Here is a 25,892-nt window from a genome sequence, read left to right on the forward strand (position 1 = left end):
GGGAAGGGCGCATCGCCCAGGTCAAAGTAGTGTGCATGCGTGATGGTGCGACCGCGCTGGCTGCGGTCGGGGTGGTCGAACACGGCCACTGACTGCAGCGCAGCGCGCATGCGGGCCTCGGGCAGGTTGCAGTGGGTTTCTTCCACCAGCTCGCGCAGGCAGGACTGCCACACGGTTTCTCGCTGCTCGATGAAGCCGCCGGGCACGGCCAGCTGGCCCTTGCCGGGTGCGTGCGCGCGGCGGATCAGCAGCACATGGTCCTGGCAGCGCAGCACGGCGTCCACGGTGACGAACACCGGCGGGTAGGGTGCGGCAGACCAGGCCTGGCGGTAACCACGCAGCATGCGCCACTCCTCCTGCAGCGCGGGGTAGTGTGGGGTCTGCGCAAAGTGCTCCAGCGTGGCGATGGTGCTCTCGGGAATCTCTGCGGCCAGCGGCGCCACGGCGGCGCGCACGGTGGCGGGCGTGGCGCCAAAGTACGCGTCCCGGATGGCGGTGGCGTCGATGCGGCCCTGACGTTCTATGTGAATGAGCTGCCAGCCTGGAAAGGCGCTGAGGTAGCCGCTGGTCGCATCCTTGAAGTGGCCCACCAGGCCGATGCTTGCGCCCGGGGCGGTGAGGCGCGCCACGCCCCTGCGCACCGCCTGCACCCACACGGCCTCGTTGTAGTAGTCGCGCATGGGCAGCACCTGCACCCGGGCGCTTTCTGCGGGGGGCAGGGCAGCGCGCAGCATGGCTTCGCGCTCTTGCCAGGTGAAAGGGTTCTTGGGCGAGCGTGCCTGCCACGCCGAGCCGATCACCACGATGACCTGCGGGGCGCTGTCCAGTGCACGTTGCAATAGCGCCATGTGGCCGCTGTGGACGGGCTCAAAACGTCCGATGTAGATGGCGGTGTCGACCATGTGTCTCCGGCTGGTGGTGCGCTTCAGGGCCCTTCGCGTTGCTGGCGTGGGGGCCGCCCCTGTCCTCACGGTGGCCTTCGCATGCCAGGGGCTGACCGGGGCATTGGGGCGGCGTTGGAGCAGGTCGAGCAAGCAATGGGGCTTTATGCGCTGGATGTATATATGCTGGCAGCTATCTTTTTTGTAGTGATTTTACCGCCAGCCAGTGTCGTGGGTGGGGGGATGACCGTCGCAGGGCACCCTGGCGGCGGCAGATAGGCGGCGCTGCCAACCGCCTCTGAAGTCGCTATTGTGCGACCCGGCGGTTCATCCCGTGCATGGGGCGGGGGTGCAGGGCAGCGTGGCAAAAAAGCGATGGACCGGGCCGTACAAACGTGGCGACAATGCGCCGCTTGCACGCTGTGCGCAAAGTTTCTGTAGCGCGAATCCGTCCTTTTCGTGCTGTGGTCTCGTAGTGCGGCGTGCAAGCCCACCTGTGTGAACCTGGGGGACTGCGCCCAATATGGCGTGTCCGCACCTCCAATAACAGGCCCGCCGTGCGCGGGCCACCGAGGGAGATCCATGTCGTTGCGGCTCAAATTCAATCTGGTGCTGGCTGGCGTGCTGCTGCTGGCGGTGCTGGGCGCGGGCGCCTATGTGCACCGCTTCCTGCAGCAGTCTGCCATCGAGGAGGTGCAGCACAACTCGCAGATCATGATGCACGCGGCCATGGCGATCCGCGACTACACGACAGAGCTGGTCAAGCCCCACCTGGACGTGACGCTGGCCGAAAAATTCCTGCCCCAGACCGTGCCCGCCTATGCCGCCACGGAGACCCTGCGCCGGCTGCAGAACCGGTTCCCCGGTTACGAATACAAGGAGGCGGTGCTCAACCCGACCAACCTGCGCGACCGTGCCAACGAGTGGGAAGAGCGCATCATCAGTGACTTTCGCGAAGGCCGCGCCGACCTCAAGAAGGAAGTGACCGGCGAGGTTGGCGAGGGCATGCACCGTGCCATGTACGTGGCACGGCCCATCACCATCAAGCAGCCGCAGTGCATGGCCTGCCACAGCACGCCCGCCGTGGCCCCACCCACCATGCTCAAGGTCTATGGCGACAAGAACGGCTTTGGCTGGGGCATGAACGAAACGGTCGGCATCCAGGTGGTGAAGGTGCCCATGTATTTCCCGCTGGAGAAGGCGCGTCAGACCTTCAACACCGTGATGACGGCGCTGGTGGGTAGCTTTGTGCTGCTGTTCGTGGGTCTCAACCTGTCGCTGTCGTCGCTGGTGATTGAGCCCATGGCGCGGCTCAACCGCAAGCTGGAAGACCTCGCCACCAAGGACTTCCTGACGGACCTGGTCAACCGCCGGCGCTTTTTTGAGAGGCTGGAGACTGAGATGGCCGACACCCGCATCAAAAAGGGGAGCCTGTCGGTGGTGATGTTCGACATCGACTTTTTCAAACGCATCAACGATACCTTTGGGCATGACTCTGGCGATGTGGTGCTCAAGAGCACGGCGCTGCGTGTGCGCGAGTTGCTGCGGTCGTCCGACTGCGCTGCGCGTTTTGGGGGCGAGGAGTTCATCATCCTGCTCAAGGAAACCCCGGTAGACGCTGCCATGGCGATGGCGGAGGCCGTGCGCGCGCGCATTGCAGGGGTGCCATTCGACGCCGTGGGCCATGTCAGTGCCAGCTTTGGCGTGGMCACCTGGGACCACAAGGAAGACAGCCATGCGCTCATCAAGCGCGCGGACACAGCGTTGTACAAGGCCAAGTCCAGCGGCCGCAACTGCGTGATCCAGGCCGAAGACGCCGCCTGATTCGCGTTGGCGAGGGGCTTCAGGTCGTAGCGGCCTTGGCGTCCTCATAGTCCGCCCGGTAATCTGCCGCCAGCGCGGTTTTCTGCTTCTCCGTCAGCAGTTTGCCCGCCATCTGGAAGAAGCGGTGCTCCTCTTCCTTCAGGTGGTGTTCCACCTTCTCGGCCAGCTTCTTGGCCAGCGGCAACCAGGCAGGGCTTGATGGCTCGGTCTCTTCCAGTGACTCCACCAGTTCGTCGATCTGGTGGTGTTCTGAAATGGCGTGGCGCGACAGATCAATGCCTGCGTCGTGTGCCATCAGCGGCACATAGAAGTGGCGGTCCTCGGCCTGGGCGTGGGCGGCGAGTTCCTTCTTGAGTTGCTCGAACAGGTCACGCCGCTCGGGCGTGTCGCCGCTGGTGTCGGTCAGTGCGTCGTACAGCGCGCGCTGGCGCTCGTGGCTCTCGCGCAGGGCTTCGAAGATGGTGGTCGTATCGGTCATGGTGGGCTGTGTGTTGTGTTGCAGTGACGAAGGTGTGCAGGACTACTTGAGCACCTTGCGCGCGGCGCCCACTCCGATGGCCGCCAGCACCACAAACACCACGGCAACCACCAGGAACAGCACAAACAGCACCTTGGCAATGCCCGCTGCACCTGCGGCCACACCGCTGAAACCCAGTGCCCCTGCCACGAGGGAGATCAGGGCAAAAATGATGGCGTACTTCAGCATGGTGGTCGCTCCTTGCGGTGGATGTTGAGGCAGCGCGGGGCTGCGAAAGGGTGTGCAGGAACGATACCGGCGGCCTGTGGCGTGCGCCGTCAGTGCAAGCGGGCGGCGGGTGTAGGAGAGCGCCGCTGGCGGGTGGTGGTGAAGCGCCAAAAGAAAAGCCGCAACGCGGGGCGTTGCGGCTTGGGGGGGGCGGCCCTGATGGTCTTTTGGCCTGTGCTCACATCGCTGGCGCGATATGAGCTTCGTCCACGTACGGAAAGCCGCGCGTGMCGCGCGGCGGGCTTTACAGCCCCGCTRCAGCGCGAAGCGCAGCAGCTTTATCGGTCTTCTCCCAGCTGAACTCGGGTTCTTCGCGGCCGAAGTGGCCGTAGGCTGCCGTCTTTTCGTAGATCGGACGCAGCAGGTCCAGCATCTGGATGATGCCCTTGGGGCGCAGGTCGAAGTGCTCGCGGACCAGGGCGGCCAAGCGCTCGTCCGACACCACGCCGGTGCCTTCCGTGTAGACGGTGATGTTCATCGGCTCGGCCACGCCAATGGCGTAGGCCACCTGGATCTGGCACTGGCGCGCSAGGCCGGCRGCCACGATGTTCTTGGCSACGTAGCGYGCGGCGTAGGCGGCCGAGCGGTCSACCTTCGTTGGATCCTTGCCGCTGAATGCGCCGCCGCCGTGGGGGCAGGCACCACCGTASGTGTCSAYGATGATCTTGCGGCCSGTGAGGCCGCAGTCGCCYTGCGGGCCGCCGATGACGAAGCGSCCSGTSGGGTTGATCAGGTAGCGSGTGTYCTKSAGCCATTCCTTSGGCAGCACRGGCTTGATGATCTCYTCRATGATGGCTTCGKTGAACGAGGCCTTCATCTTGGTTTGCGTTTCGCTCTGGTCGGGGTGGTGCTGGGTGGAGAGCACCACGGTGTCGATGCTGTGGGGCTTGCCRTCSACATAGCGCATSGTCACYTGSSWCTTGGCGTCRGGSCGCAGGAAGGGCAGGCGGCCGTCCTTGCGCARCTGGGCCTGGCGYTCGACGAGGCGGTGCGCGTARTAGATGGGCGCGGGCATCAGCTCGGGCGTCTCGTCGCAGGCGTAGCCGAACATCAGGCCCTGGTCGCCRGCGCCGGTGTTCAGGTGGTCGTCGSWCGCGTGRTCCACGCCCTGGGCGATGTCGTTGGACTGCTTGTCGTASSMSACSAKCACGGCGCARCCCTTGTAGTCGATRCCGTAGTCGGTGTTGTCGTAGCCGATGCGCTTGATGGTGTCGCGCGCCACCTGGATGTAGTCCACATGCGCGTTGGTGGTGATCTCGCCCGCCAGCACCACGAGGCCGGTGTTGGTCAGCGTTTCAGCGGCGACGCGGCTGCGGGGGTCTTGCTTGAAGATTGCATCGAGAATCGCGTCCGAGATCTGGTCGGCCACCTTGTCGGGGTGGCCTTCGGAGACGGATTCCGAGGTAAAGAGAAAGTCGTTCGCCATTTGAATAAACTCCTGTGTTCCGGCATTTGGGGCGTTGCCCTCACCCCGAAGGAGATCTGGCGAACGCTTTAGCAGATTTTTTTAACGTCGCCCTGCAAGTTGCTCATTTAACTCAGCGACCCCGTCATTTTAATGCCAGTCGTCTTCCGATTCTTTTCCGTATTTCCACTGTGGTTGCTGCACATCATGGGCGCGGCCATGGGCTGGGTGGCGTTTGTGTCGTCTCCCACCTACCGACGCCGGTTTCTCGCCAACTCAGCGCTGGCGGGCTATGCGTTTGGCGATGTGCGCGCCGCCGTGGCCCATGCGGGCCGCATGGTGGCCGAGCTGCCACGCCTTTGGATGGGCGCGACCATGCCCTGCGCACTCACGGGCGAAGCCTGTGTGGAGCAGGCCTATGCAGCCGGTCGCGGCATCGTGTTTCTGACCCCGCACCAGGGGTGTTTTGAACTGTCGGCACAGGCCGCTGCACGCCGCTGGAGCGCGGAGCGTGGCCCCATCACGGTGTTGTACCGCCCGGCACGCCAGGCCTGGCTGGCCAAGGTGATGGAGACCGCGCGCAACCGCCCCGGCATGCTGGCCGTGCCCACCACGCTGGCGGGCGTGCGCCAGATGATCAAGGCCCTGCGCCGGGGCGAGGCCGTGGGGCTGCTGCCTGACCAGGTGCCGCCCGAGGGGCAGGGCCAGTGGGCACCTTTTTTTGGGCGCGACGCCTACACCATGACCCTGGCCGTGCGCCTGGCGCAACAGACCGGCGCGACCGTGGTGCTGGCGCGTTGCGAGCGTCTGCCATGGGGCCGTGGATATGTCACGCATTTCGAACCCTTGCCCCAGCCGCTGTCCGACCAGATGGACCAGGCCGTGCTGCAAATCAACCAAGCCATGGAACACCTCATTCGCCAATGCCCCGAGCAATATCTGTGGGGCTATGGCCGCTACAAGCAGCCGCGTGGCGAGGCGGCTCCGGCAGAACCTGCCGCCGGAGGCGCCGCATGAAGGGCCTCACAGGGCGTTTGGGTGTGTGGTTCATGCGGGTGCTGGCGCTGCTGCCGCTGCCGGTGTTGCGCGGCATGGGCTGGCTGCTGGGGCAGGCGGCCTTTGTGCTGGTGGCGCCCCGCCGCAGGGTGGCGTTGCGCAATCTGGCGCTGTGTTTTCCAGACTGGACCGAAGCGCGCCGCCACGCCGTGGCGCGGGCCAGCTTTGTCGCGTTCTGCCAGACCTGGCTGGACCGCAGCTGGCTGTGGGCCGCGCCGCGTTCGGTGGTGGAGCAGCGTGTGCGTTTGACCGGGGCGGTGCACGAGCTGGAGGGCGATACGCCCACCATCTTGTTTGCGCCGCATTTCTACGGCATGGATGCAGGGGGCCTGGCCTTGCCGCTGCGCAGCGGCCGTGCATTCACGTCCATCTTTGCCACCCACCCTGATCCGGCGGTGGATGCCTGGTTCATGGCCGGGCGCCAGCGTTTTGGCGATGTGCGCATGCTCAACCGTTCGGACGGCGTCAAACCCATCATCGCCAACCTGCGCAAGGGTGGCTTGCTGTACCTGCTGCCCGACATGGACTACGGCCGCAATGATTCGGTGTTTGTGCCGTTCTATGGCGTGACGGCAGCCACCATTCCGTCGCTGTCGCGGTTTGCGCGACTGGGTCGCGCCAAGGTGGTGGGTGTGTATTCGCGCATGACGCCCACCGGGTACGTGGCCGAGGTTTYGCCCGCTTGGGCCAACTACCCTACCGACGACGCTGAGGCCGACACGGCACGCATGAACCGCGAGCTGCAGGCCGTGATCGACACCATGCCTGAGCAGTACTACTGGGTGCACAAGCGCTTCAAGACCCGCCCGGAGGGCGAGCCCTCCGTGTATTCCCGCTGAAATATCAGCAAAAATGGCCTGAAGCGCTAGTGCATCATGCGCTGATAGCTATTGTTTAGATAGCAAAAAACGCTGCAGTTCCATGCCCACGCGCTCGGGGTGCTCGTGCACGACCCAGTGCGATGCCTGCTCCACCTGCTGCACCTGCAGCCGGGGGATCCAGCCGGGCAGGCCGTCCAGCAAGCCGGGCAGCAGGGCGGGGTCGTCCATGCCCCAGAGCACCAGCGTAGGCACATCCACCGTCAACATCGACTCGGGCAGGGTGATGGCCTGGGCGCCGGGGTCGCCCTCGCGCGGCGGGCGGATGGGGCTGGCCCGGTAGTAGTTGCAGGCACCGTGCAACCCTTGCTGCCACAGGGCGCGGTATTGGGCGCGCACCTCGTCGGTCAGCCATGCGGGGGCGCTGCCGTCCGGGGCGTTGAAAAAGGCAAACAGGCGGCGGAAGTCGTCTTCGGCCAGCAGGGCCTCGGCATCGGGCCTGCACAAAAAATGCATGTACTGGCTGCCCGCCTGCTGGGCGGCGTTGTGCGACAGCTCGCGCACAAAGGCACCGGGGTGCGGTGAGTTGATGATGGCCAGGCGCTTCATCAGCTGTGGCTGCTGGTTGGCCAGGTTCCATGCCACGGCGCCGCCCCAGTCATGGGCCACCAGGCATTCCAGCGCACTGCCGGGGCATTCGTGGGCGATCAGCGCGACCAGGTCCTGCACCAGGTGCTTGGCGCGGTACGCATCCACCGCCTGCGGGCTGCTGGACGGGCCAAACCCTCGCAGGTAGGGCGCCACGCAGCGGTAGCCGCCGTTCTCGGGGCGGGCAAAGTGCAGCAGCAGTTCGTCCCAGATGAAGGCCCCTTCGGGGAATCCGTGCAGGAACAACAGCACCGGGCGCCCGGGGATGCCGCTCACTCGGCAGTGCAGGGTGATTCCGTGGGGGAGGTCAACAAGGCAATCTTGGATCATGGTGCTATGCATTCTGTAGCTGCCAGCGCATGAAACGATTGCGCTTGCAGCTAGTTGGACTCCGATTCGCCGGTGGATGACGGCTGGGTGGGGCTGACGCTGTCAGCAGCCGCAGGGGGCTCTTCGGCGAGGGGCTTCACCGGGTGCGCCCACTGCCACAGCAGCTGGGCCACTTCATCCACCCCTTGCTTTTTGAGGGCCGAGAACATCTTCACCTCGCCGCCACCCGCGTGCAGTCGCGTAATCGACAGCACCTTGGCCTGTTCGGCGCGCGTGAGCTTGTCGGCCTTGGTCAGCACGATGAGGAACTTGAGGCCTTCCTCGACCCGGGGGCGCACCACTTCGAGCAGCGCCTCGTCCAGCTCGGTCAGGCCCAGGCGGGGGTCGCACAACAGCACGATGCCCGTGAGGCCGGGGCGGCTGACCAGGTAGTTCACCATCACCTGCTGCCAGCGCACCTTGTCCGAGCGCGACACGGCGGCATACCCATAGCCGGGCAGGTCGGCCAGCACGGCGTCCATCACCCCTTGTTTGCCCAGTGAGAACAGGTTGATGTGCTGGGTGCGTCCCGGCTTCTTGGAGGCAAATGCCAGCTGCTTTTGCTGGGTGAGGGTGTTGATGCAGGTGGATTTGCCCGCGTTGGAACGGCCCACGAAAGCGATTTCGGGCACGTCGATGGGCGGCAGGTGGTGCAGTTGCGCCGCGGTGGTCAGGAACCTGGCGGTGTGCATCCAGCCCATGGCGATTTTGGCGTCAGGTGCGGGCGGGAGAGAGCCAGCAACTGGCGCAGAGGGGGGTGTCGTCATGGGGAGTTGGGAGAGAAAGAACCATCATTGTAGAATCGCGAGGTTTTGCGCACATAAACACACACCCTCGATATGAAGTTGCTCGCCTCATTGCTGACGGCTGCCGCACTGGCAGCACCTGTTTTTTCGGCCTTTGCAGCGGGTGATGCACCCAAAGCGGCCAAGCCGGATCTCGTCAAGGGCGAGGCCAGCTTCACTGCGGTGTGTGCGGCCTGCCACGGCGCAGACGGCAACTCGGCCATCGCGGCCAACCCCAAGCTGTCGCAGCAACACCCCGAATACTTGGTCAAGCAACTGCAGGAATTCAAGTCCGGCAAGCGCAACAACGCCATCATGAAGGGCTTTGCCACGGCCCTGTCGGATGACGACATGCGCAACATCGCCTACTGGCTCACGTCCAAGCCCGCCAAGGCCGGCTTYGCCAAGGACAAGGACTTGGTGGCCATGGGTGAGCGCATCTACCGTGGCGGCATTGCCGACCGCCAGATCGCTGCTTGCGCTGGCTGCCACAGCCCCAATGGCGCTGGCATTCCTGCGCAATACCCCCGCCTGTCGGGCCAGCACGCCGACTACACGGTGTCGCAGCTGAACATGTTCCGCGACGGCTCGCGCGCCAACAGCATCCAGATGACCCAGGTGGCTGCCAAGCTCAATGACAAGGAAATCAAGGCCGTGGCGGACTACATCGCCGGCCTGCGCTGATTGATTGCTTGATATTTGTCATGACCCGGCCTGATTGACCGGGCGGCACGGAACCTACCGCCAATAACAACCCCAAAAAGGGCGGGTCCATCGCAGCGATGGTCCCGCCCTTTTTCTTTCGCGCTTCGCAGACACCGCTCCCACCCATGTCCGACAACACCCAGGGCCTTCGCATGAAGTCCGGCTCCCAGGCCCTGCGCGCCGGGGTCGAGCTGCTGTCTTCCATGCGCTTTGCCATCTCGCTGCTGACGGTGATCTGCATCGCCTCGGTCATCGGCACGGTGCTCAAGCAGCACGAACCGGCGGCCAACTACGTCAACCAGTTCGGTCCGTTCTGGGCCGAGTTGTTCGGCGCCATCCAGCTCAACGCGGTGTACAGCGCCTGGTGGTTTCTGCTGATCCTGGCGTTCCTGGTGATCAGCACCTCGCTGTGCATTGCCCGCAACACGCCCAAGATCCTGGTGGACCTCAAGGCCTACAAGGAAAACATCCGCGAGCAGAGCCTCAAGGCGTTCCACCACAAGGCACAGGCCGATCTGCCCGAATCGGCCGAGGCCGAGGCACGCCGCATTGGCACACTTCTGGCAGGTGGCGGGTGGAAGGTGCGCCTGCAGCAGCGCGACACAGCCGCAGGTCCAGGCACCGGCTGGATGGTGGCGGCCAAGGCTGGCGCCGCCAACAAGATTGGCTACATCGCAGCGCACAGCGCCATCGTGCTGGTGTGTGTGGGCGGCCTGCTGGATGGCGACCTCATCGTGCGTGCGCAGATGCTGCTGGGCGGCAAGTCGGTCTACACTGGGGGCGGGCTGATCGCCGATGTGAAGCCCGAGCACCGACTGTCCGAGCGCAACCCCACCTTCCGGGGCAATCTGCTCGTGGCTGAGGGCACACAGTCGAGCACCGCCATCCTGAGCCAGTCCGACGGCGTGTTGCTGCAGGACCTGCCGTTYKCGATCGAGCTCAAGAARTTCATCGTSGASYACTACTCSACCGGCATGCCCAAGCTGTTCGCSAGCGAGATCATCATCCACGACAAGGCCACGGGCGAGAAGACATCCGCGCGCGTCGAGGTGAACCACCCGGCCAGCTACAAGGGCATCGAGATTTACCAGTCGAGTTTTGACGACGGCGGCTCGCACCTCAAGCTGCGTGCCGTGCCCATGGTGGCGGGAGCCAAGCCTTTCGATGTCGAAGGGGTGGTGGGCAACTCCACGCAGCTCACCAATAAGGGCGGCGGCCCCGGCAGCGACACGCTGACGCTGGAGTTCACGGCGCTGCGCACCATCAACGTCGAGAATTTTGGTGGGGCCGGCCCTGGCGCCAGCGGTGCAGACGTGCGCAAGGTGGACCTGCGCGAATCGGTGGAGTCGCGCCTGGGGGCAGCCAACAAGACCGTCACCAAAAAAGAACTGCGCAATGTGGGCCCCAGCGTGAGCTACAAGCTGCGTGATGCGGCTGGCCAGGCCAGCGAGTTCCATAACTACATGCTGCCGGTGGACACCGGCGACGGCGTGCCGGTGTTCCTGCTCGGTGTGCGCGAGTCTCCGGCAGAGCCCTTCCGCTACCTGCGGGTGCCGGCCGATGACAAGGGCAGTATGGATGGTTTCATGCGCATGAAGGCTGCGCTGGCGGACCCCCAGGCCCGGGAGCAGGCGGTGCGCCGCTATGTGTCTCAGGCCATGGATGCCTCGCGCCCGGAGCTGGCCGAGCAATTGCAGCAGTCGGCCGTGCGTGCGCTGGCGCTGTTTGCGGGGCGGGGCATGGTCGATGGCAAGCCCACGGGCGGGCTGCAGGCCGTGTCGGACTTCATGGAAGCCAATGTGCCCGAGGCCGAACGCGCGCGCGCAGGCGAGGTCCTGGTGCGCATTCTGAATGGCACGTTGTTCGAGCTGGCCCAGCTGTCGCGCCAGCGCGAGGGGCTTCCGCCATTGCCGCAGGACGAGCAGACCCGGGGTTTCATGACACAGGCCGTGCTCTCGCTCAGCGATGCGCAGATCTACCCTGCACCCCTGGCGTTTGAACTCAAGGACTTCACCCAGGTCCAGGCCAGCGTGTTCCAGGTGGCGCGAGCCCCTGGCAAGAATGTTGTCTATCTGGGCTGCGCCTTGCTGATCCTGGGCGTTTTTGCCATGCTCTACGTGCGCGAGCGGCGCGTGTGGGTCTGGGTGGCTCCGCAGGATGGCCGCACCCACGCCACCATGGCCCTGTCCACCAACCGCAAGACCATGGATGGCGACCAGGAGTTTGTCCAGCTCGCACAAAAACTGATCGGGGCATCGCCCCGCGAAGGCACCGCATGAACACCGCGACTTCTTCCTCGACCGTCACCACGATCACCCTGAACGAGGGGTTCTTCGCTCGCCGCAACTGGTTTGACTGGCTGTTTGCCGCCATCGTGGCCGTGGGGGCGTTGTRTGCGCTGCAGCGCTACGGGGCCTTCATGGATGTCTACGAAAAAGGCATTTTGCTGGGCGCCATTCCGAGCACCATCTGGCTGGGCTGGTTCTGGCGCCCGCTGCGSGTGCTGATGCTGGTGGTGGCGGCCGTGGCGCTCATGGCCATTGGCCTGTACCAGCAAGACGGGGCAGGCAGCTTGGCGCGGGCCGACACAGTGTTCGGCCTCAAGTATTTCCTGTCCAGCCAGTCGGCCATCCTGTGGATGAGCATGCTGTTTTTCATCAGCACGGCGTTTTACTGGGTGGGGATGTTTGCACGTGGCGAAGGCAAGACCATGAGCATGCTGGGCTCGCGCATTGCGTGGGTGGCGGTGGCCATGGCGCTCATTGGCACCCTGGTGCGCTGGTACGAAAGTTACCTGATCGGTCCGGACATCGGCCACATCCCGGTGAGCAACCTCTACGAAGTGTTCGTGCTGTTCTGCTGGATGACAGCAGCGTTCTACCTGTACTACGAAGAGCAGTACGACACGCGCGCCCTGGGCGGCTTCGTGATGCTGGTGGTGAGCGCGGCGGTGGGCTTCCTGCTCTGGTACACCGTGGTGCGCRAWGCGCAYGAGATMCAGCCGCTGGTSCCYGCGCTSMAGAGCTGGTGGATGAAGCTGCATGTGCCCGCCAACTTCATCGGTTACGGCACGTTTGCGCTGTCGGCCATGGTGGCGTTTGCCTACCTCATCAAGSAGCAGGCCACCGAAACCCGTTGGTACAAGCTGGCGCCGCTGTGGCTGCTGGGCGTGGTGCTGTGTTTCGAGCCCATCGTGTTCCGCCAGGGTGCGACGGAGAATGGCGGCAGCTACTGGATGGTGTACTTCGGCATTTCTGCGCTGATCGTTGCGGGCATCCTGCTGGGGCGCAAGCGCATCGCGGCGCGTCTGCCCTCGTTCGAGATTCTGGATGACGTGATGTACAAGTCCATTGCGGTSGGCTTTGCSTTCTTCACCATYGCCACSGTGCTCGGCGCGCTRTGGGCSGCCGASGCCTGGGGCGGCTACTGGAGCTGGGATCCGAAGGAGACCTGGGCGCTGATCGTCTGGCTCAACTACGCGGCGTGGCTGCACATGCGGCTCATGAAGGGCTTGCGCGGTACCGTGTCCGCCTGGTGGGCGCTGGTTGGCCTGGCGGTGACAACGTTTGCGTTCCTGGGCGTCAATATGTTCCTGAGCGGCCTGCACAGCTACGGCACGCTGTGATGATTCAAGGCCTGCTAACGACTCCCCGCGAGATTGTTGGCAGGCGCGGCAGGCATGTCGGGCATTCGGTGGCGCGCAACAACTATTGCGTCTTCGGTGTAACCTGAGCGGTCCAGGGAACGAACTAACAGTTGTTCTGCTCTACCGCTGCAGCTGTCTCACCCCACATCACCGGAGCCACMATGCTGATCCCCTCGCGCGATTCGGGTTTTCACCACCCACATTCCTCCGAAATCACTCCCCGCTCGGTCTATGAAGACCGCCGTCAGATGCTCAAGCTGATGGCAGGCGGTGCCGCAGGTGCGGCAATGGCGGCCTGGGCGGGCCGTGAGGCCCTGGCGCAGCAGGTGGCGGTCACGCGTCCCGGCAAGCTGGCGCCTCTGGCGGGCGCCAAGTCGGCGGTGGCAGGTGCGGTCTCCATGGAGAAGCTCACGGACTACAAGGACGCGAGCACCTACAACAACTTCTACGAATTTGGCACCGACAAGGCCGACCCCGCCCGCAATGCGCACACCCTCAAGACCAGCCCATGGACGGTGGAGGTCGAGGGCCTGGTCAAGAAGCCCGGCAAATACGGCATTGAAGACCTGATCAAGCTCAGCGCGCAGGAAGAACGCATCTACCGCTTGCGGTGCGTGGAAGGCTGGTCCATGGTCATCCCGTGGGTGGGGTACTCGCTGGCCGAGCTGATCAAGCGGGTGGAGCCCCAGGGCAGCGCCAAGTACGTCGAGTTCGTGACCCTGGCCGACAAGGCCACGATGCCMTTCGTSGGCTCGCGCGTGCTSGACTGGCCYTAYRYSGAAGGCCTGCGCATGGACGARGCCATGCACCCKCTSACKYTGCTGGCYTTTGGCATGTACGGCGARGTGCTGCCCAACCAGAACGGYGCRCCGGTGCGYMTSGTGGTGCCRTGGAAGTACGGCTTTAAGAGCGCCAAGAGCATTGTGAAGATCCGCTTTGTCGAAAAGGAACCAGGCACCGCGTGGAACAAGGCGGCCCAGCAGGAGTACGGGTTCTATTCCAACGTGAACCCCAATGTGGACCACCCCCGCTGGAGCCAGGCGACCGAGCGGCGCATTGGTGAAGACGGCTTGTTTGCCAAGAAGCGCAAGACGTTGATGTTCAACGGCTACGAAGCCCAGGTTGGCCAGCTTTACGCCGGCATGGACCTCAAGAAGTTCTACTGATGGCCCTGGTCTCGGCGCCATCGTTGGCGGTGTATGAGGCTGTGGTCTTCTCTTGATCGCGATGCGAAAACTACTGCTCCACCCCGTCGCCAAGCCAGCGGTGTTTGTGTTGTGCCTGTTGCCGCTGGCATGGCTGGTCTATGCGGCGGTGGCGAACCAGCTGGGAGCCAACCCTGCAGAGGCATTGATCCGGGCAACCGGTGACTGGACACTGCGGGCGCTCTGCCTGGTGCTGGCCATCACTCCACTGCGCGTCATCACCTCCACTCCTCAGCTGGCTCGGTTTCGGCGCATGCTGGGGCTGTTCGTGTTTTTTTATGGCGTGCTGCACCTGCTGAGCTACAGCTGGTTCGACATGGGTTTTGACATCCCGGACATCCTGCACGACATCGCTAAGCGGCCATTCATTCTGGTGGGTACATTGGCCCTGGTGCTGCTGGCCCTGCTGGCCGCCACGTCATTCAATCGTGCGATCAAGGCACTGGGTGGCAAACGCTGGCAGGCGCTGCACCGCACCGTGTATGCGGTGGCAGGGTTGGCGGTGCTGCACTTTTTCTGGATGCGTGCTGGCAAGAACAATTTTGGTGAAGTGGCCATCTATGCCGCCATCCTCGGCGCGCTGCTGGGGTGGAGGCTTTGGCACCGACTGCAAAAGCGGTCGGCTGCACCGGGTGGTGCAGCGGCAAGACGGACAGCCGCTGGATCTCCGGGAAGTTGAATGCTATTAAATTTATAGCTTATTGGGCATATAGTTGTAGCGCTTGCAGTCGATTTGACCAGTACTTACCCATTGACTGCCCGCAGCGCAGGGCGCATCTGCCGGGTCACAGGGTCGATGTACGCGGTGGGAATCTGGTAGGCGCGGTCATCGAACAGGTCGATGCCGCACATCAGGTTCTCGATCCATTCAAAGAAGTCGCTAATGGCTTCCTTGCCCATGATCGGGGCACCATGCTGCGGCACGATCATGGCAATGTCGAGCTGCCGGGCCATGCGTGCCCACAGGCGCAGGATTTTGTTGGACACCATATAGCGGCGGTGGAACCCCTCCATGCGCGGAATGTGCGCCTTGAGGTCAGTCACCGGCACACGGGCCTCGGCCCCCGACATCATCGACACGCCCAGGTCGCCTGTGAACAGGATGCGGCTGACCGGGTCGTAGAAGTGGAAATTGCCCTCGGAGTGCATGAAGTGCGCAGGCAGCAGCACCAGTTCATGGCGTCCCAGGGGCAGGTGGCCGCCACCGTCTGGCACACCGATCACGCGGTTTTCGGTTTTGCCCACCTTGGTGAAGTGCGGTGCAAAGCGCTCCCAGACACGCGAGATCACCAGGTTGGCCTTGGTGCTGGTCATCCAGCGGTCCAGCGAGGCAATGATGTCCGGGTCTGCGTGCGAGGCGATCAGGTACGACAGCTTGTGCGGCGGGAAATGTTTGGTCATCCCCATGAACAGCTCGTTGAAAGCGAGGTTGCCGCCCGGGTCGATGATGGCGCCGGTGTCGTCGTCCACGATCAGGAACTGATTGGCCTGCACGGCCTGTCCATCTTCCTCAATGAGGTCGGTGAACATCAGGCAAGCATGATTTTTGTCGCGGTAGAGTTCCAGGGCCATGGCCATCCTGCGGTGCAATAAAGCGCAGACTGTACGAGTACCCCTAAGCTTTGTGCTTGATGGAAATCAAGCGAAACCGCATTGCCTGGCGATCCTGCGCAGGCGGCTGCGTGCGTCAGCGTGGCTGGGAGGCGGTGGCAGCGGGCGTTGGCGCACCGCTGGCGTCGTTGCCCGGGGTGAGTGTTTGCGGTAGCGTGGCACGCTGGCTTGCCGCAGGGCCGGTGGGCAGATACAACGGCCCCCGCTGACCGCAGCCGAAGAGGGCTGCCGCACTGGCAGCAAGGACAAGCGTCCTGACTAGAATTTGGGGAGCTTTCAACATGCGCAAATTGTACTTTTCGACGGTCTTAGCGATGGCTCATGGACTCGGGAAGCGGTCAATCAATTTAAACGCGACAGCATCAAAATAATAGTGCAGCAGCACTGGCGGCTACCGGCCAAAAGAAGACATACGTTTTATGAGCCACCCTCACCTCAAATTGACATGGGTCCGAATGGTCATGTCGGTGGTTGCTTTAACGCTGGGCCTTGCTGAAAGTGTTTTTGCGTGCTCGTGCAACAAAGCTATATCAACATCGGAGCGCGTTGCAGATGCCACTTTTATCGTCGTGGCTCAAGTTATCGCAACAGATGAAACCAGCGATATGAAAGAGCCGCAAGGCTGGCCGGGGTATGTTGCTCGTTACAGATTGTTGGAAGTCATCAAGGCATCGACGCCTCCGCCTTCCCAGATCTATTCAGGTAGGGGTTCAGGGGACTGCGGAATTCCATTGTTCCCAGCACTTTCGTATATTTTTATAGCTGGGCCCGAAGGCACCGTCACGATGTGCTCCGGGACATCTATCCTCATCGACGGTACCAAATTTGCAGGCGCCTACCTTTCACACGTCCGGTCTTTGACTGACCAAACTGCGCCTCCGTCACCGCCGCCCTTGACGTGGGTGTACGAAACTTTAAGTGCGCCAACTGAATACCCCTCGTTTTTCTCACTGGGTTCGAGCAGATGACGAAAATGGAATGACCGCTCAGGAGCGTGTGCATTGTCTGCTCTGGGCCCGGTAGCGTCCCTCGCCGTCGGGCAGAATTCGGCCAATAGCAGTCAGATGAATCGTTGCGGAAGCATTTCTTGAACAACACGAACGAGTCCCACGAAGAAGCAGTCTCCACTGACAGCGCCAAGAGCGTCAATCACCATTTCAAGAGGGAGGGACGATTGATGATCTGGTTTGCTATTGGCGTACCAGTCATCTTGCTAATCGGCGCCTTCATGTTTGGTCCCGCGCTCCTCAAGCTCGCCGGTAGGTAGAGTGATCGAGGCTTGGCAACATACGGCCAGAAGCAGACAGTCACGCTAAGGTGAATCGAGCTTCTGACGCTTGCCGAATTGCATCAATTCCCTGTGCTGGTAGGCGAAGACCCAATCGAGACTTTCTGACCAGACGGTGAGGTCATCACTGGCGGGATAACAGAACGAATCCCAGTAGTGCGCGAATATTCCCCAGGTTGTCGAAATCGCAGTCCTTGGCCCCCAAGAAAGGAAGACGCGTGTCTCCTTATCGTCATGGCAAGTTAACAGCCAATTCGTAGCGTGAATGGGGTCGATGTCGCTGGTTTCTAGGCACTTGATCGAGAACAGGCTCTGATTCAGGCCATCTGTTCCATTGAAGGCTAGAGATTGTTCAAATAGTGCATCCGACAATGCAAATTCCAGCGGCTCGATTCGTAAAAGAACGTCAAGCGGGATTGGTGTGTACTTTTCGTCCGTCCAACGCCAAGAGAGGGGGAAATCCTTTAGGGACATGACCTGAGAAGTTCTTTCTAGGATGAGTGATGGAGCTTAACCAGTCCCGCAGAGGCAGGTTTGGGAAGCTATCAAGGACGGCTGTGGGCCCAGAGCAGTTGGTCAGTGCACAGCCACAAAGCCGTCGTTTGACGATGAACGACTCCATGGCGTGGCACAGCCCCATGCGCAAAGCTATAGTGTTTGGAACGAATTCGCTCACGGACCAAATCCAGCAACCGTGTGGCGCGCAACACAGGAGGGGAGGCGGGTTTCATGGCTGAATTTGGTACTGTATTTTCGTACAGAAAATGCGCCGTCAAGCTAGGCTACAAGCCCCTTTCCGTGCTTCTTTCGCGCCAATTTAGACCGCAAGCGCCAGATATAGCCTGCGGCTTGGTGCGGTCTACATTACGTTAGATCGCATGAGCACCATTGCGTCTGTTCTGGCATACGTAGCATTCGGCACGTTGGTCCTGCTGTGTGTTGGGACCAGCGCTATGGCGCTCTTGCTCAGGCGGCGCTATCCCTTAGTGTGGGAACACTGGGGCGAACCAGAGGCCTGGATCTGGCTGCGGCGCACTTCGCCCGGAAACCACGTGCTAACGTTCTTGCAAGAACGCTCTTACGCGCAGACCGGCGACGAAGGCTTCGTTCGGTTCTGTGAAGTGCTGCGATACGGGTGGTATGTCGGGCTAGTCCTGCTTCCGATCGCCGCGATCAGCTTGGGCATTGCTCTGATCGGAGGCTACTGAGCATGCGACCTAACGTGCCGGTCACCTTTACGTTAGACCACTCTTTGAAATGTCGAATCTAGTTCCATCGCCGTTAATTAGCGCGGTCGCCGCCCGCCAGCCACTACAGGTACTACTTTCCGACGATCGTTATGCTGATGCAATGTGTTTTTCGTTGCAGCGCATTGGTGCAGAAGTTCAGCTTCACAGGGACCTTTGACCTTCGGGCTAATGTCTGCTTTGGGCCCATAGCGGACGTCAGAACTAGTTCCATTTCAAGGTCGATGAGGCGCTGAATTAGTAGGCTGGAACTGCGCTGAAAGCCAGAACACTGGCTGACATTTCAGCAATTGACTGGCTTGCGCATGTCCATTGCCGCCGCCAGATTGCAGCGACGAGAAGGCCTGAGGCGATGAAAAAAGCCACGCAAAACAACAGGGGCCCAACATCCAGAATCATGCCGTTCACAAAATGCTGGATGCCATTCATAGATGCAGGGAGCTTGGGGGTTGCGAGCAGCGTTGATGACCAAGGCAGTAGAAGCAAGCCTACGCTTAGCAGCACGGTGCTGACCCTGATCCGAAGTTGTGGTTTCATTCTTTAGACCCAAGGCTGCTTCTGGCCGAGCTTTGCCTGTCAACGACGGGCAGTATCAGGCTCGCTCCGAACGCTATCGTGAGAGAGGGCGAGAAGGTGTTGAATTGCATCGGTGATAGTCCACTGCTCGAACCCGGGGGTGATGAGGGAGCCGTCGGATGCGACCTCTGAAACGTTGAACCCTTCTTCAACGTCTTCGTAGTAGATGGCTACTTGCCCAAGCTGTGCCACGATAAATACTGATTCGCTCACACCGCCACGCATGACCGATGCGATGCGAAATGGGACGCGAAAGCGGGCAAACTGTTCAGCGTGTTCTTGTAAGCACTTGGCGAGCTGATCGGACAATAGCCCCTCCAGCTCGTCACGAGAAATTGGAGTCCAGCGGTTCATAGCTTATTGAATGAGGGCTCACGGAGGGTTCTGACGGACTGGCGAACGACCGGTTCTGGCCGCTCCAGGTCATGGAGGAGATGTCGCCTCGATCCAAATAGTCTGCCCGGGGTGATGCTCTTCGATGGTGCTAACAGCGTCATCCACCAAAACTCCATCCCCTAACTCGTAAACAAAGCGAGTGCAACTCGGCGCGGGTAACGCGGCCCATGCTGTCTCTGAAATCGCATCGGCACCACACCATACCGCGTCATCATTCTTCGCTACACGCAGCGCTTGAGCGAGGCCCTCTGAGGTGATTGCAAGGTAAATCATACGAAGATTTGAATGTGTCGCTGTTGATTTCCACGCAGAAGTGACCCACTAACCGCCAGGATTTCCATCTAAATCTGATCCACGTACTAACCCTAACCTGCTGCTTTGCTGAGCAGCAGGAGACCAGGAGTGATAGACGTGGCAACACTGAGTGTCATCAGGCGCTGGGCCCTGCGAGAGCAGTTGTCCATCAGGGAGATCGCCCGCCGCACGGGCCTCTCGCGCAACACCATCCGCAAGTACCTGCGCGCAGGCGAGGCCGAGCCGCACTACGCCAAGCGAGTCAGTCCTTCCAAGCTCGATCCCTTCGCATCGAAGCTCTCGGGCTGGCTCAAGACCGAGGCGGGGCGCTCACGCAAGCAGCGGCGCACCGTCAAGCAGATGTACATCGATCTGCAGGCGCTCGGTTACGGCGGCTCCTACAACCGCGTAGCGGCCTTCGCCCGGATCTGGCAAGAGCAGCGCCTCGTGGCGCAGCAGACCACCGGGCGCGGCACCTTCGTTCCCTTGGCCTTCGGTCCGGGTGAGGCCTTCCAGTTCGACTGGAGCGAGGACTGGGCTGTTCTCGCCGGCGTGCGCACCAAGCTGCAGGTAGCCCACTTCAAGCTCAGCCACAGCCGAGCGTTCTACCTGCGCGCCTATCCCTTGCAGACGCATGAGATGCTGTTCGATGCCCACAACCATGCGTTCGTAGTCCTGGGCGGTGTACCCCGCCGTGGCATCTACGACAACATGCGCACCGCCGTAGACCGGGTGCGCCGTGGCAAGGAGCGCGACGTCAATGCGCGCTTTGCAGCCATGGTCAGCCACTTCCTGTTCGAGGCCGAGTTCTGCAATCCCGCGTCGGGCTGGGAGAAGGGCCAAGTGGAGAAGAACGTGCGCGATGCCCGCCATCGCCTGTGGCAGGTCGTGCCGCCATTCCCTGGCCTTGTGGAGCTCAATGATTGGCTTCAGGAGCGTTGTGTGGCCCTGTGGCACGAGATCGAGCACGGCAAGCTGCCGGGTACCGTTGCGGATGTCTGGGCCGCGGAGCGGGCTGCCTTGATGCCGGTACCGCGTCCCTTCGATGGCTTTGTTGAGCACACGAAGCGAGTCTCTCCCACCTGCCTGATCCACTTCGAGCGCAACCGCTACAGCGTGCCGGCGCCATTCGCCAACCGACCCGTGAGCCTGCGGGTCTACGCGGATCGCTTGGTGATTGCCGCCGAAGGCCAGATCGTGTGCGAGCACCAGCGCTTGATCGAGCGTAACCACCATGGTGCGGGACAGACAGTGTACGACTGGCGCCACTACCTGGCGGTGCTGCAGCGTAAGCCCGGGGCCTTGCGCAATGGCGCGCCGTTCCTGGAACTGCCAGCGGCCTTCAAGCGACTGCAGGCCACCTTGCTCAAGCAACCCGGCGGCGACCGGGAGATGGTGGAGGTACTGGCACTGGTGCTGCACCACGATGAACAGGCTGTGCTCGCTGCAGTGGAGTTGGCACTGGAGTCAGGGGCTGCCAGCAAGACGCACATCCTGAACGTGCTGCACCGCTTGCTGGACGGCAAGCCCGCTCCAGCACCGGTCACATCGCCGCAGGCCCTCAAGCTGGCGGTGGAACCCCAAGCCAATGTGCGTCGTTACGACCAATTGAGGGAGGTGCGCTATGCGTCATGACCCTGCCATCGCTTCTATCGTGATCATGCTGCGCGAGCTCAAGATGCACGGCATGGCCCAGGCTGTCGCTGAGCTGGCCGAGCAAGGTGCACCGGCCTTTGATGCAGCACAGCCCATCCTGTCCCAACTGCTCAAGGCCGAGACCGCCGAGCGGGAGGTGCGCTCGGTGGCCTACCAATTGAAGGTGGCCAGGTTCCCGGCGTACAGGGACCTGGCTGGGTTTGACTTCGGCCACAGTGAGGTGAACGAGGCGCTGGTGCGCCAGCTGCACCGCTGTGAATTCTTGGAGGACGCCAACAACGTGGTGCTGGTGGGTGGACCGGGGACGGGCAAGACCCACATCGCCACAGCCCTCGGGGTGCAAGCCATCGAGCACCATCACCGCAGGGTGCGGTTCTTCTCCACGGTGGAACTGGTCAATGCGTTGGAGGAGGAGAAGGCCAACGGCAAGCCCGGACAGTTGGCCCACCGGTTGGCCTATGCCGATCTGGTGATTCTGGACGAGCTGGGCTACCTGCCATTCAGTGCCTCTGGAGGAGCCTTGCTGTTCCACCTGCTGTCCAAACTGTACGAGCGCACGAGCGTCGTGATCACCACCAACCTGAGCTTCAGCGAGTGGGCCAATGTGTTCGGAGATGCGAAGATGACCACGGCACTGCTGGACCGGCTCACGCATCACTGCCATATTCTGGAAACCGGCAACGACAGCTACAGGTTCAAGAACAGCTCCGCACAGCAACCACCACAGACCACCAAGAAGGAGAAGGCGACCAAGAACTTATCCACAACGTGAGCGTGAAGTTCACGAACCAGGGTGGGTCAGATCGAGATGGAAATGGTGGGTTAGGTTTGCGTGGAAATCAACAGTCGAATTCATGGAAGCGCTCCAGGATCATCTCCTGGACGAGTACGAGCAGCTCGGCCTCGTTTTGGAAGCCAACCCGACGTCCAATGTCTACATCGGCCCGCTGAACTCCTATCGTGAACACCCCCTGCTGCGCTGGAATCCGCCCAACCCAGACGATCTGAGACAAGGCGGTCCGTGCAATCGCTTCGGCTTGAGGCGCGGCGCCATCCCTGTGACCGTCAATACCGACGATCAGGGGATCATGCCGACGACATTGCGCACGGAACTTCACCTGATGCGCGAGGCGGCCATCGACCTGGGCGCGTCCGGCATGCAAGCTGATGCCTGGATTGATCGGATCCGCGTCGAAGGCCTGGAGCAGTTCAAGCGGAATCACCGGCCGGTGTTCGAACCTCGCTGATTGCGATCGCTCGATCACGACAGCAGACGATGTTCTGCGCCAGATCCGGCCTTGGTCCGACATTCCGGGTGGCCAATTGCGGATTGAGCTGATGAGGGGCTCCGTCGTCATGTTCAATGGGGCGTTTCACATTGCCAGTGAAGCCAAGCGCGAACTCGCCATAGTTAAGAACTACGCATAGGGGTCGGTTTCAACCTGTCGACCGGCGCCGAACCGGCCGCTCAAATCGGTTCGTGGTAGCCAACAGCCGAGCGGCCGGTCTCGGAAGCATAGCGGCCGTATGCGCCGCCGCCCTGCGAATGGTGGCTACCAATCGAAGCAGCCGCTCGGACTGCCAGCCTCGAATGTCTCTGAGCAGCCTAGACCTGACGGTCGCGCACCATTAACTTGAACGCCGGGGGAGGCTTCCTCCTGACGAACACATAGTTCGTTAGTGATGGAAAGAGCGACCGACGATGCACCATCCGAAGATACATGGAAGGGGCCTAATCCTCTCAAGCTGTCAGCCGTTGATCAGGCACCAAAAGTCAGCGAGCACTTACACCAACCAACTTATCCTAAGCCGCTGTGCCATGCCTCTAAGCCTTCGGCATCCGAAACCTTGCCCGGAAGGGCGGGGCCACGTTATCGGAGTTTTTGCCCAAAAAAGTAGACATGGGCAGTACGGGTCGCTTTGGGGGAAACTGAAATTTCTTTTAAAAATCAAATAGTTGCGTGAACTTTAGGGTATCTGAATAATACAAAATTCAATGAGAAAAATACAAAACTCGAGTGGAATCGACAGCAATTTGACTCAAAAAAGTCCAACGGTATCAATGAGCAACCCGACGGGAACTCCGGGCTTAGCACTCAATCAGAGAGAGTGCTAATATCATGGCTTAGAGGAAAGGATTCCCGGAATGAACATTCAATCTGGAACCGCGACGATGTCTCTGGCGCCCGCCAATCCCTGGGCGCTGGTGCCCCCCTTGGGCAATCTGGACGCCTACATTTCGGCCGTCAACCGCCTGCCCCTGCTCACGCACGAAGAAGAGCAGACTTACGCACGCCAGCTCAAGGACAACAACGATCTGGACGCCGCCGGCCGGCTGGTGATGTCGCACCTGCGCCTCGTGGTTTCGATTGCACGCCAGTACCTGGGCTACGGACTGCCCCATGGCGACCTGATCCAGGAAGGCAATGTGGGCCTGATGAAGGCCGTCAAGCGCTTCGACCCCGACCAGGGCGTGCGCCTGGTGAGCTACGCCATGCACTGGATCAAGGCCGAGATCCACGARTACATCCTGAAGAACTGGCGCATGGTCAAGGTSGCGACSACCAAGGCSCAGCGCAAGCTGTTCTTCAACCTGCGCTCCATGAAGCAGGGCTTCAAGGCCGATGCCTCAGCCGCCGATGCCGCCACGCACCGCGACACCCTGTCGGACCATGAGATCGACGCCGTGGCCGCGCAGCTCAATGTGAAGCGCGAAGAAGTCATCGAAATGGAAACCCGCATGGCGGGTGGCGACGTATTGCTGGACCCGGCCCCCGCCGACGATGGCGAGCAGGCGTTTGGCCCCATTGCCTACCTGGCCGATGCATCGCACGAGCCCACGGCCATGATCGAGTCGCGCCAACGTGACGCCCTGGCTACCGACGGCATTGCCAACGCACTGGCCAGCCTGGACGASCGCAGCCGCCGCATCGTSGAAGAGCGCTGGCTCAAGGTCAAYGACGACGGYWSSGGCGGCATGACGCTGCACGACCTGGCGGCGGTGTACGGCGTGAGCGCCGAGCGCATTCGCCAGATCGAAGTSGCKGCCATGAAGAAGATGAARAAGGCSCTGGCCGAATACGCCTGACCGGTCCGGGCAGCGGGGTTAATATCCCCTGCTGCAGAAGTTGCCTCGCGGGGCCCCAGTTCTGGGGCCCCGCGTCGTTTGGGCCCCCGAATATTCTTCAAGGAGATTGCACCCCATGCCCTCACGTCCCGCCTTTCCTGGCCGTGTTTCCCGCCGTGCTTCGCTGTTGATCGCGCTGGCTGCCGCATCCCCCTGGGCCCTGGCGCAAAGCGCCGGCAAGGCTGCTGCCACTGCGCCCACTTCGCTGGCCTGGCCCACCAAGCCGCTGAAGATCATCGTGGGCTTTCCTGCGGGCTCGTCGCCGGACCTGACGGCACGCACGTTCTCGGAGCCCCTGTCCAAGGCCCTGGGCCAGCCCGTGATTGTGGACAACAAGGTGGGCGCAGGCGGCAACATTGGCGCCGACGCAGTGGCCAAGGCCCGTGACGATCACACCATCGGGCTGATGATCAACGGCAACATGACGATTGCCAAGCTGCTGAACCCGGCGGTTCCGTATGACCCGATCAAGGACCTGGCACCGCTGAGCCTGATCGGCACCTCACCGCTGATTCTGACTGCACCCGTCAACCAGCCCGGCGTGGCCGCCAACAGCAGTGCCCGCGACTTCTTCGTGGCAGCACGCAATGGTGGTGACAAGTGGAGCTACGGCACGCCAGGCGTGGGCACGGTGGGCCACATCGGCACCGAGCTGCTCAAGGCGCGCAGCAACATCAACCCCGTGCATGTGCCCTACCCTGGCTATCCGCAGGTGGCCAACGCGATGCTGGGCGGCCAGCTGCAGATGGCGCTGCTGCCCCCGGCGCTGGCGCAGGCCCAGGTGCGTGCGGGCAAGCTGCGCGCGATCGGCGTGACCTCCTCCGGGCGCAGCCCGCTGGCACCCGAGGTGCCGAGCCTGGCCGAGGCAGGCATCAGCAACTTCAACCTGGAAATCTGGAACGCCTTCGCAGCGCCTTCCACCATGCCCAAGCCCATCCAGGCCAAGCTGGCCGCGCTGATCAGCGAGATCGCCCGCAGCGAAGACGTGCGCAGCAAGCTGTTTCAGCAGGGGTGGCAAACGGTGGGCTCGTCTCCCGAAGGCTTGGCCAACCGCATCAAGGCCGACACCAATCTGCTGGGCGGCGTGATTGCGATGCGGGGCATCAAGGCCGAATAAGGCCCAAGAGCATCAACTCATGCGGGGCCGCACAGTGCCTCGCATAACGGCGGCCTGACACAGGCCCCGGGTCACTCAGGGGCTGGAGGGGCTCAGCCCCCGGCCTCGGCCAACAACACCTTCACATCGGCCGCCAGGGCCTGTGCGCCGCTGCCATAGCGGTTGTAGACCCGCAGGCGCCCTGCGGGGTCGTACACGTAGCTACCTGCAGAGTGGTCCATGGTGTAGCTGGTGGGCGTCTTGCCATCAACTTTCTTGTAATAGATCTTGAAGTCCTTGGCGACGGCGGCCAGTTGCTCGGGTGTGCCGTGCAGCGCCAAGAAGCTCGGGTCGAAGTTGGCCATGTAGGCCTTGAGCACTTCGGGCGTATCGCGCTCCGGGTCCACCGTTACAAAAATGCCCTGCAGACGGCCTGCGTCCTTGCCCAGCATCTGCTTGACCTCGGCCAGCTCCTGCATCGACGTGGGACACACGTCGGGGCTCTGGGTGTAGC

At 62.2% G+C, this 25,892-nt stretch carries 24 protein-coding genes; 13 read left to right on the forward strand and 11 right to left on the reverse strand.

Annotated features, from left to right (window positions below; genetic code table 11):
- Positions 1 to 902, reverse strand: a 902-nt coding sequence (locus AC04MI_RS13300) for a bifunctional nicotinamide-nucleotide adenylyltransferase/Nudix hydroxylase (protein WP_476497960.1), incomplete at its 3' end; no start/stop codon positions are given.
- Positions 903 to 1,463: 561 nt separating this feature from the next.
- Between AC04MI_RS13300 and AC04MI_RS13305 the strand changes: the two genes are divergently transcribed.
- Complete coding sequence (locus AC04MI_RS13305) at positions 1,464 to 2,705, forward strand: diguanylate cyclase (protein ID WP_476497961.1); 1,242 nt, start codon at positions 1,464 to 1,466, stop codon at positions 2,703 to 2,705.
- Positions 2,706 to 2,724: 19 nt separating this feature from the next.
- On the opposite strand, the gene AC04MI_RS13310 is transcribed toward AC04MI_RS13305, so the two are convergent.
- The 3 genes from AC04MI_RS13310 to metK form a co-directional block, all read right to left on the reverse strand.
- Positions 2,725 to 3,183, reverse strand: a complete 459-nt coding sequence (locus tag AC04MI_RS13310; RefSeq protein ID WP_436078465.1) for a hemerythrin domain-containing protein — start codon at positions 3,181 to 3,183, stop codon at positions 2,725 to 2,727.
- 42 nt (positions 3,184 to 3,225) lie between these two features.
- Positions 3,226 to 3,411 (reverse strand): DUF1328 family protein, encoded by a 186-nt coding sequence (locus AC04MI_RS13315; RefSeq protein WP_056060124.1) that lies wholly within the window; start codon positions 3,409 to 3,411, stop codon positions 3,226 to 3,228.
- A gap of 283 nt (positions 3,412 to 3,694) precedes the next feature.
- Positions 3,695 to 4,876, reverse strand: coding sequence for a methionine adenosyltransferase (gene metK / locus AC04MI_RS13320; RefSeq protein ID WP_476497962.1), 1,182 nt, complete (start codon positions 4,874 to 4,876; stop codon positions 3,695 to 3,697).
- Between the two features lie 132 nt (positions 4,877 to 5,008).
- Here metK and AC04MI_RS13325 point away from each other — a divergent pair, with 132 nt between their 5' ends.
- Together AC04MI_RS13325 and AC04MI_RS13330 are read left to right on the forward strand one after the other, a co-directional pair.
- Positions 5,009 to 5,872 carry a lysophospholipid acyltransferase family protein gene (locus tag AC04MI_RS13325; RefSeq protein WP_436078466.1) on the forward strand — a complete coding sequence of 288 codons (864 nt, stop codon included), beginning with the start codon at positions 5,009 to 5,011 and terminating at the stop codon, positions 5,870 to 5,872.
- Complete coding sequence (locus AC04MI_RS13330; protein WP_476497963.1) at positions 5,869 to 6,750, forward strand: lysophospholipid acyltransferase family protein; 882 nt, start codon at positions 5,869 to 5,871, stop codon at positions 6,748 to 6,750. Before AC04MI_RS13325 ends, AC04MI_RS13330 begins: the two co-directional genes overlap by 4 nt.
- A 48-nt stretch (positions 6,751 to 6,798) precedes the next feature.
- On the opposite strand, the gene AC04MI_RS13335 is transcribed toward AC04MI_RS13330, so the two are convergent.
- Both AC04MI_RS13335 and yihA read right to left on the reverse strand, forming a co-directional pair.
- Positions 6,799 to 7,707 (reverse strand): alpha/beta fold hydrolase, encoded by a 909-nt coding sequence (locus AC04MI_RS13335; RefSeq protein ID WP_436078468.1) that lies wholly within the window; start codon positions 7,705 to 7,707, stop codon positions 6,799 to 6,801.
- A gap of 50 nt (positions 7,708 to 7,757) precedes the next feature.
- On the reverse strand, positions 7,758 to 8,513 hold the full coding sequence (gene yihA, locus AC04MI_RS13340) for a ribosome biogenesis GTP-binding protein YihA/YsxC (protein WP_260666368.1): 756 nt from the start codon (positions 8,511 to 8,513) through the stop codon (positions 7,758 to 7,760).
- 72 nt (positions 8,514 to 8,585) lie between these two features.
- On the opposite strand from yihA, the gene AC04MI_RS13345 reads away from it, so the two are divergent.
- The 5 genes from AC04MI_RS13345 (at position 8,586) to AC04MI_RS13365 (ending at position 14,766) form a co-directional block, all read left to right on the forward strand.
- On the forward strand, positions 8,586 to 9,215 hold the full coding sequence (locus tag AC04MI_RS13345) for a c-type cytochrome (RefSeq protein WP_015012649.1): 630 nt from the start codon (positions 8,586 to 8,588) through the stop codon (positions 9,213 to 9,215).
- A 146-nt stretch (positions 9,216 to 9,361) separates the two neighbouring features.
- Positions 9,362 to 11,515, forward strand: a complete 2,154-nt coding sequence (locus AC04MI_RS13350; protein ID WP_476497964.1) for a cytochrome c biogenesis protein ResB — start codon at positions 9,362 to 9,364, stop codon at positions 11,513 to 11,515.
- Positions 11,512 to 12,861 (forward strand): c-type cytochrome biogenesis protein CcsB, encoded by a 1,350-nt coding sequence (gene ccsB / locus AC04MI_RS13355; protein WP_476497965.1) that lies wholly within the window; start codon positions 11,512 to 11,514, stop codon positions 12,859 to 12,861. The genes AC04MI_RS13350 and ccsB overlap by 4 nt, the downstream gene beginning before the upstream one ends.
- Positions 12,862 to 13,043: 182 nt before the next feature.
- Positions 13,044 to 14,048: a protein-methionine-sulfoxide reductase catalytic subunit MsrP gene (gene msrP / locus AC04MI_RS13360; RefSeq protein WP_476497966.1), complete on the forward strand. Its 1,005-nt coding sequence runs from the start codon at positions 13,044 to 13,046 to the stop codon at positions 14,046 to 14,048.
- A gap of 61 nt (positions 14,049 to 14,109) precedes the next feature.
- Positions 14,110 to 14,766, forward strand: coding sequence for a protein-methionine-sulfoxide reductase heme-binding subunit MsrQ (locus AC04MI_RS13365; protein WP_146869892.1), 657 nt, complete (start codon positions 14,110 to 14,112; stop codon positions 14,764 to 14,766).
- Positions 14,767 to 14,831: 65 nt separating this feature from the next.
- On the opposite strand, the gene AC04MI_RS13370 is transcribed toward AC04MI_RS13365, so the two are convergent.
- The 4 genes from AC04MI_RS13370 to AC04MI_RS13385 all read right to left on the reverse strand — a co-directional run bounded on the left by AC04MI_RS13370 (position 14,832) and on the right by AC04MI_RS13385 (position 19,163).
- Complete coding sequence (locus tag AC04MI_RS13370) at positions 14,832 to 15,659, reverse strand: oxygen-binding di-iron domain-containing protein (RefSeq protein ID WP_015012654.1); 828 nt, start codon at positions 15,657 to 15,659, stop codon at positions 14,832 to 14,834.
- Positions 15,660 to 15,774: 115 nt separating this feature from the next.
- Positions 15,775 to 15,981 carry an LPS translocon maturation chaperone LptM gene (gene lptM / locus AC04MI_RS13375; RefSeq protein WP_436078470.1) on the reverse strand — a complete coding sequence of 69 codons (207 nt, stop codon included), beginning with the start codon at positions 15,979 to 15,981 and terminating at the stop codon, positions 15,775 to 15,777.
- A 1,029-nt stretch (positions 15,982 to 17,010) separates the two neighbouring features.
- Positions 17,011 to 17,460: a hypothetical protein gene (locus AC04MI_RS13380; protein WP_436078472.1), complete on the reverse strand. Its 450-nt coding sequence runs from the start codon at positions 17,458 to 17,460 to the stop codon at positions 17,011 to 17,013.
- Positions 17,461 to 18,809: 1,349 nt separating this feature from the next.
- On the reverse strand, positions 18,810 to 19,163 hold the full coding sequence (locus AC04MI_RS13385) for a hypothetical protein (protein ID WP_436078473.1): 354 nt from the start codon (positions 19,161 to 19,163) through the stop codon (positions 18,810 to 18,812).
- A gap of 444 nt (positions 19,164 to 19,607) precedes the next feature.
- Between AC04MI_RS13385 and istA the strand changes: the two genes are divergently transcribed.
- From istA to AC04MI_RS13410, 5 genes are all read left to right on the forward strand, one after another.
- Positions 19,608 to 21,134 carry an IS21 family transposase gene (gene istA, locus AC04MI_RS13390; RefSeq protein ID WP_288852525.1) on the forward strand — a complete coding sequence of 509 codons (1,527 nt, stop codon included), beginning with the start codon at positions 19,608 to 19,610 and terminating at the stop codon, positions 21,132 to 21,134.
- Positions 21,124 to 21,927, forward strand: a complete 804-nt coding sequence (gene istB, locus AC04MI_RS13395) for an IS21-like element ISThsp10 family helper ATPase IstB (protein ID WP_116750439.1) — start codon at positions 21,124 to 21,126, stop codon at positions 21,925 to 21,927. The genes istA and istB overlap by 11 nt, the downstream gene beginning before the upstream one ends.
- Positions 21,928 to 22,009: 82 nt before the next feature.
- Complete coding sequence (locus AC04MI_RS13400; RefSeq protein ID WP_436077676.1) at positions 22,010 to 22,402, forward strand: hypothetical protein; 393 nt, start codon at positions 22,010 to 22,012, stop codon at positions 22,400 to 22,402.
- Positions 22,403 to 23,301: 899 nt separating this feature from the next.
- Positions 23,302 to 24,243, forward strand: a complete 942-nt coding sequence (rpoH, locus tag AC04MI_RS13405; protein ID WP_476497967.1) for an RNA polymerase sigma factor RpoH — start codon at positions 23,302 to 23,304, stop codon at positions 24,241 to 24,243.
- Positions 24,244 to 24,358: 115 nt separating this feature from the next.
- Positions 24,359 to 25,399: a Bug family tripartite tricarboxylate transporter substrate binding protein gene (locus tag AC04MI_RS13410; RefSeq protein WP_436077675.1), complete on the forward strand. Its 1,041-nt coding sequence runs from the start codon at positions 24,359 to 24,361 to the stop codon at positions 25,397 to 25,399.
- Positions 25,400 to 25,491: 92 nt separating this feature from the next.
- On the opposite strand, the gene AC04MI_RS13415 is transcribed toward AC04MI_RS13410, so the two are convergent.
- Positions 25,492 to 25,892: SCO family protein (locus AC04MI_RS13415; RefSeq protein ID WP_476497968.1), on the reverse strand; the 401-nt coding region annotated here is incomplete at its 5' end.

The organism is Acidovorax sp. LjRoot204, from assembly GCF_056175785.1.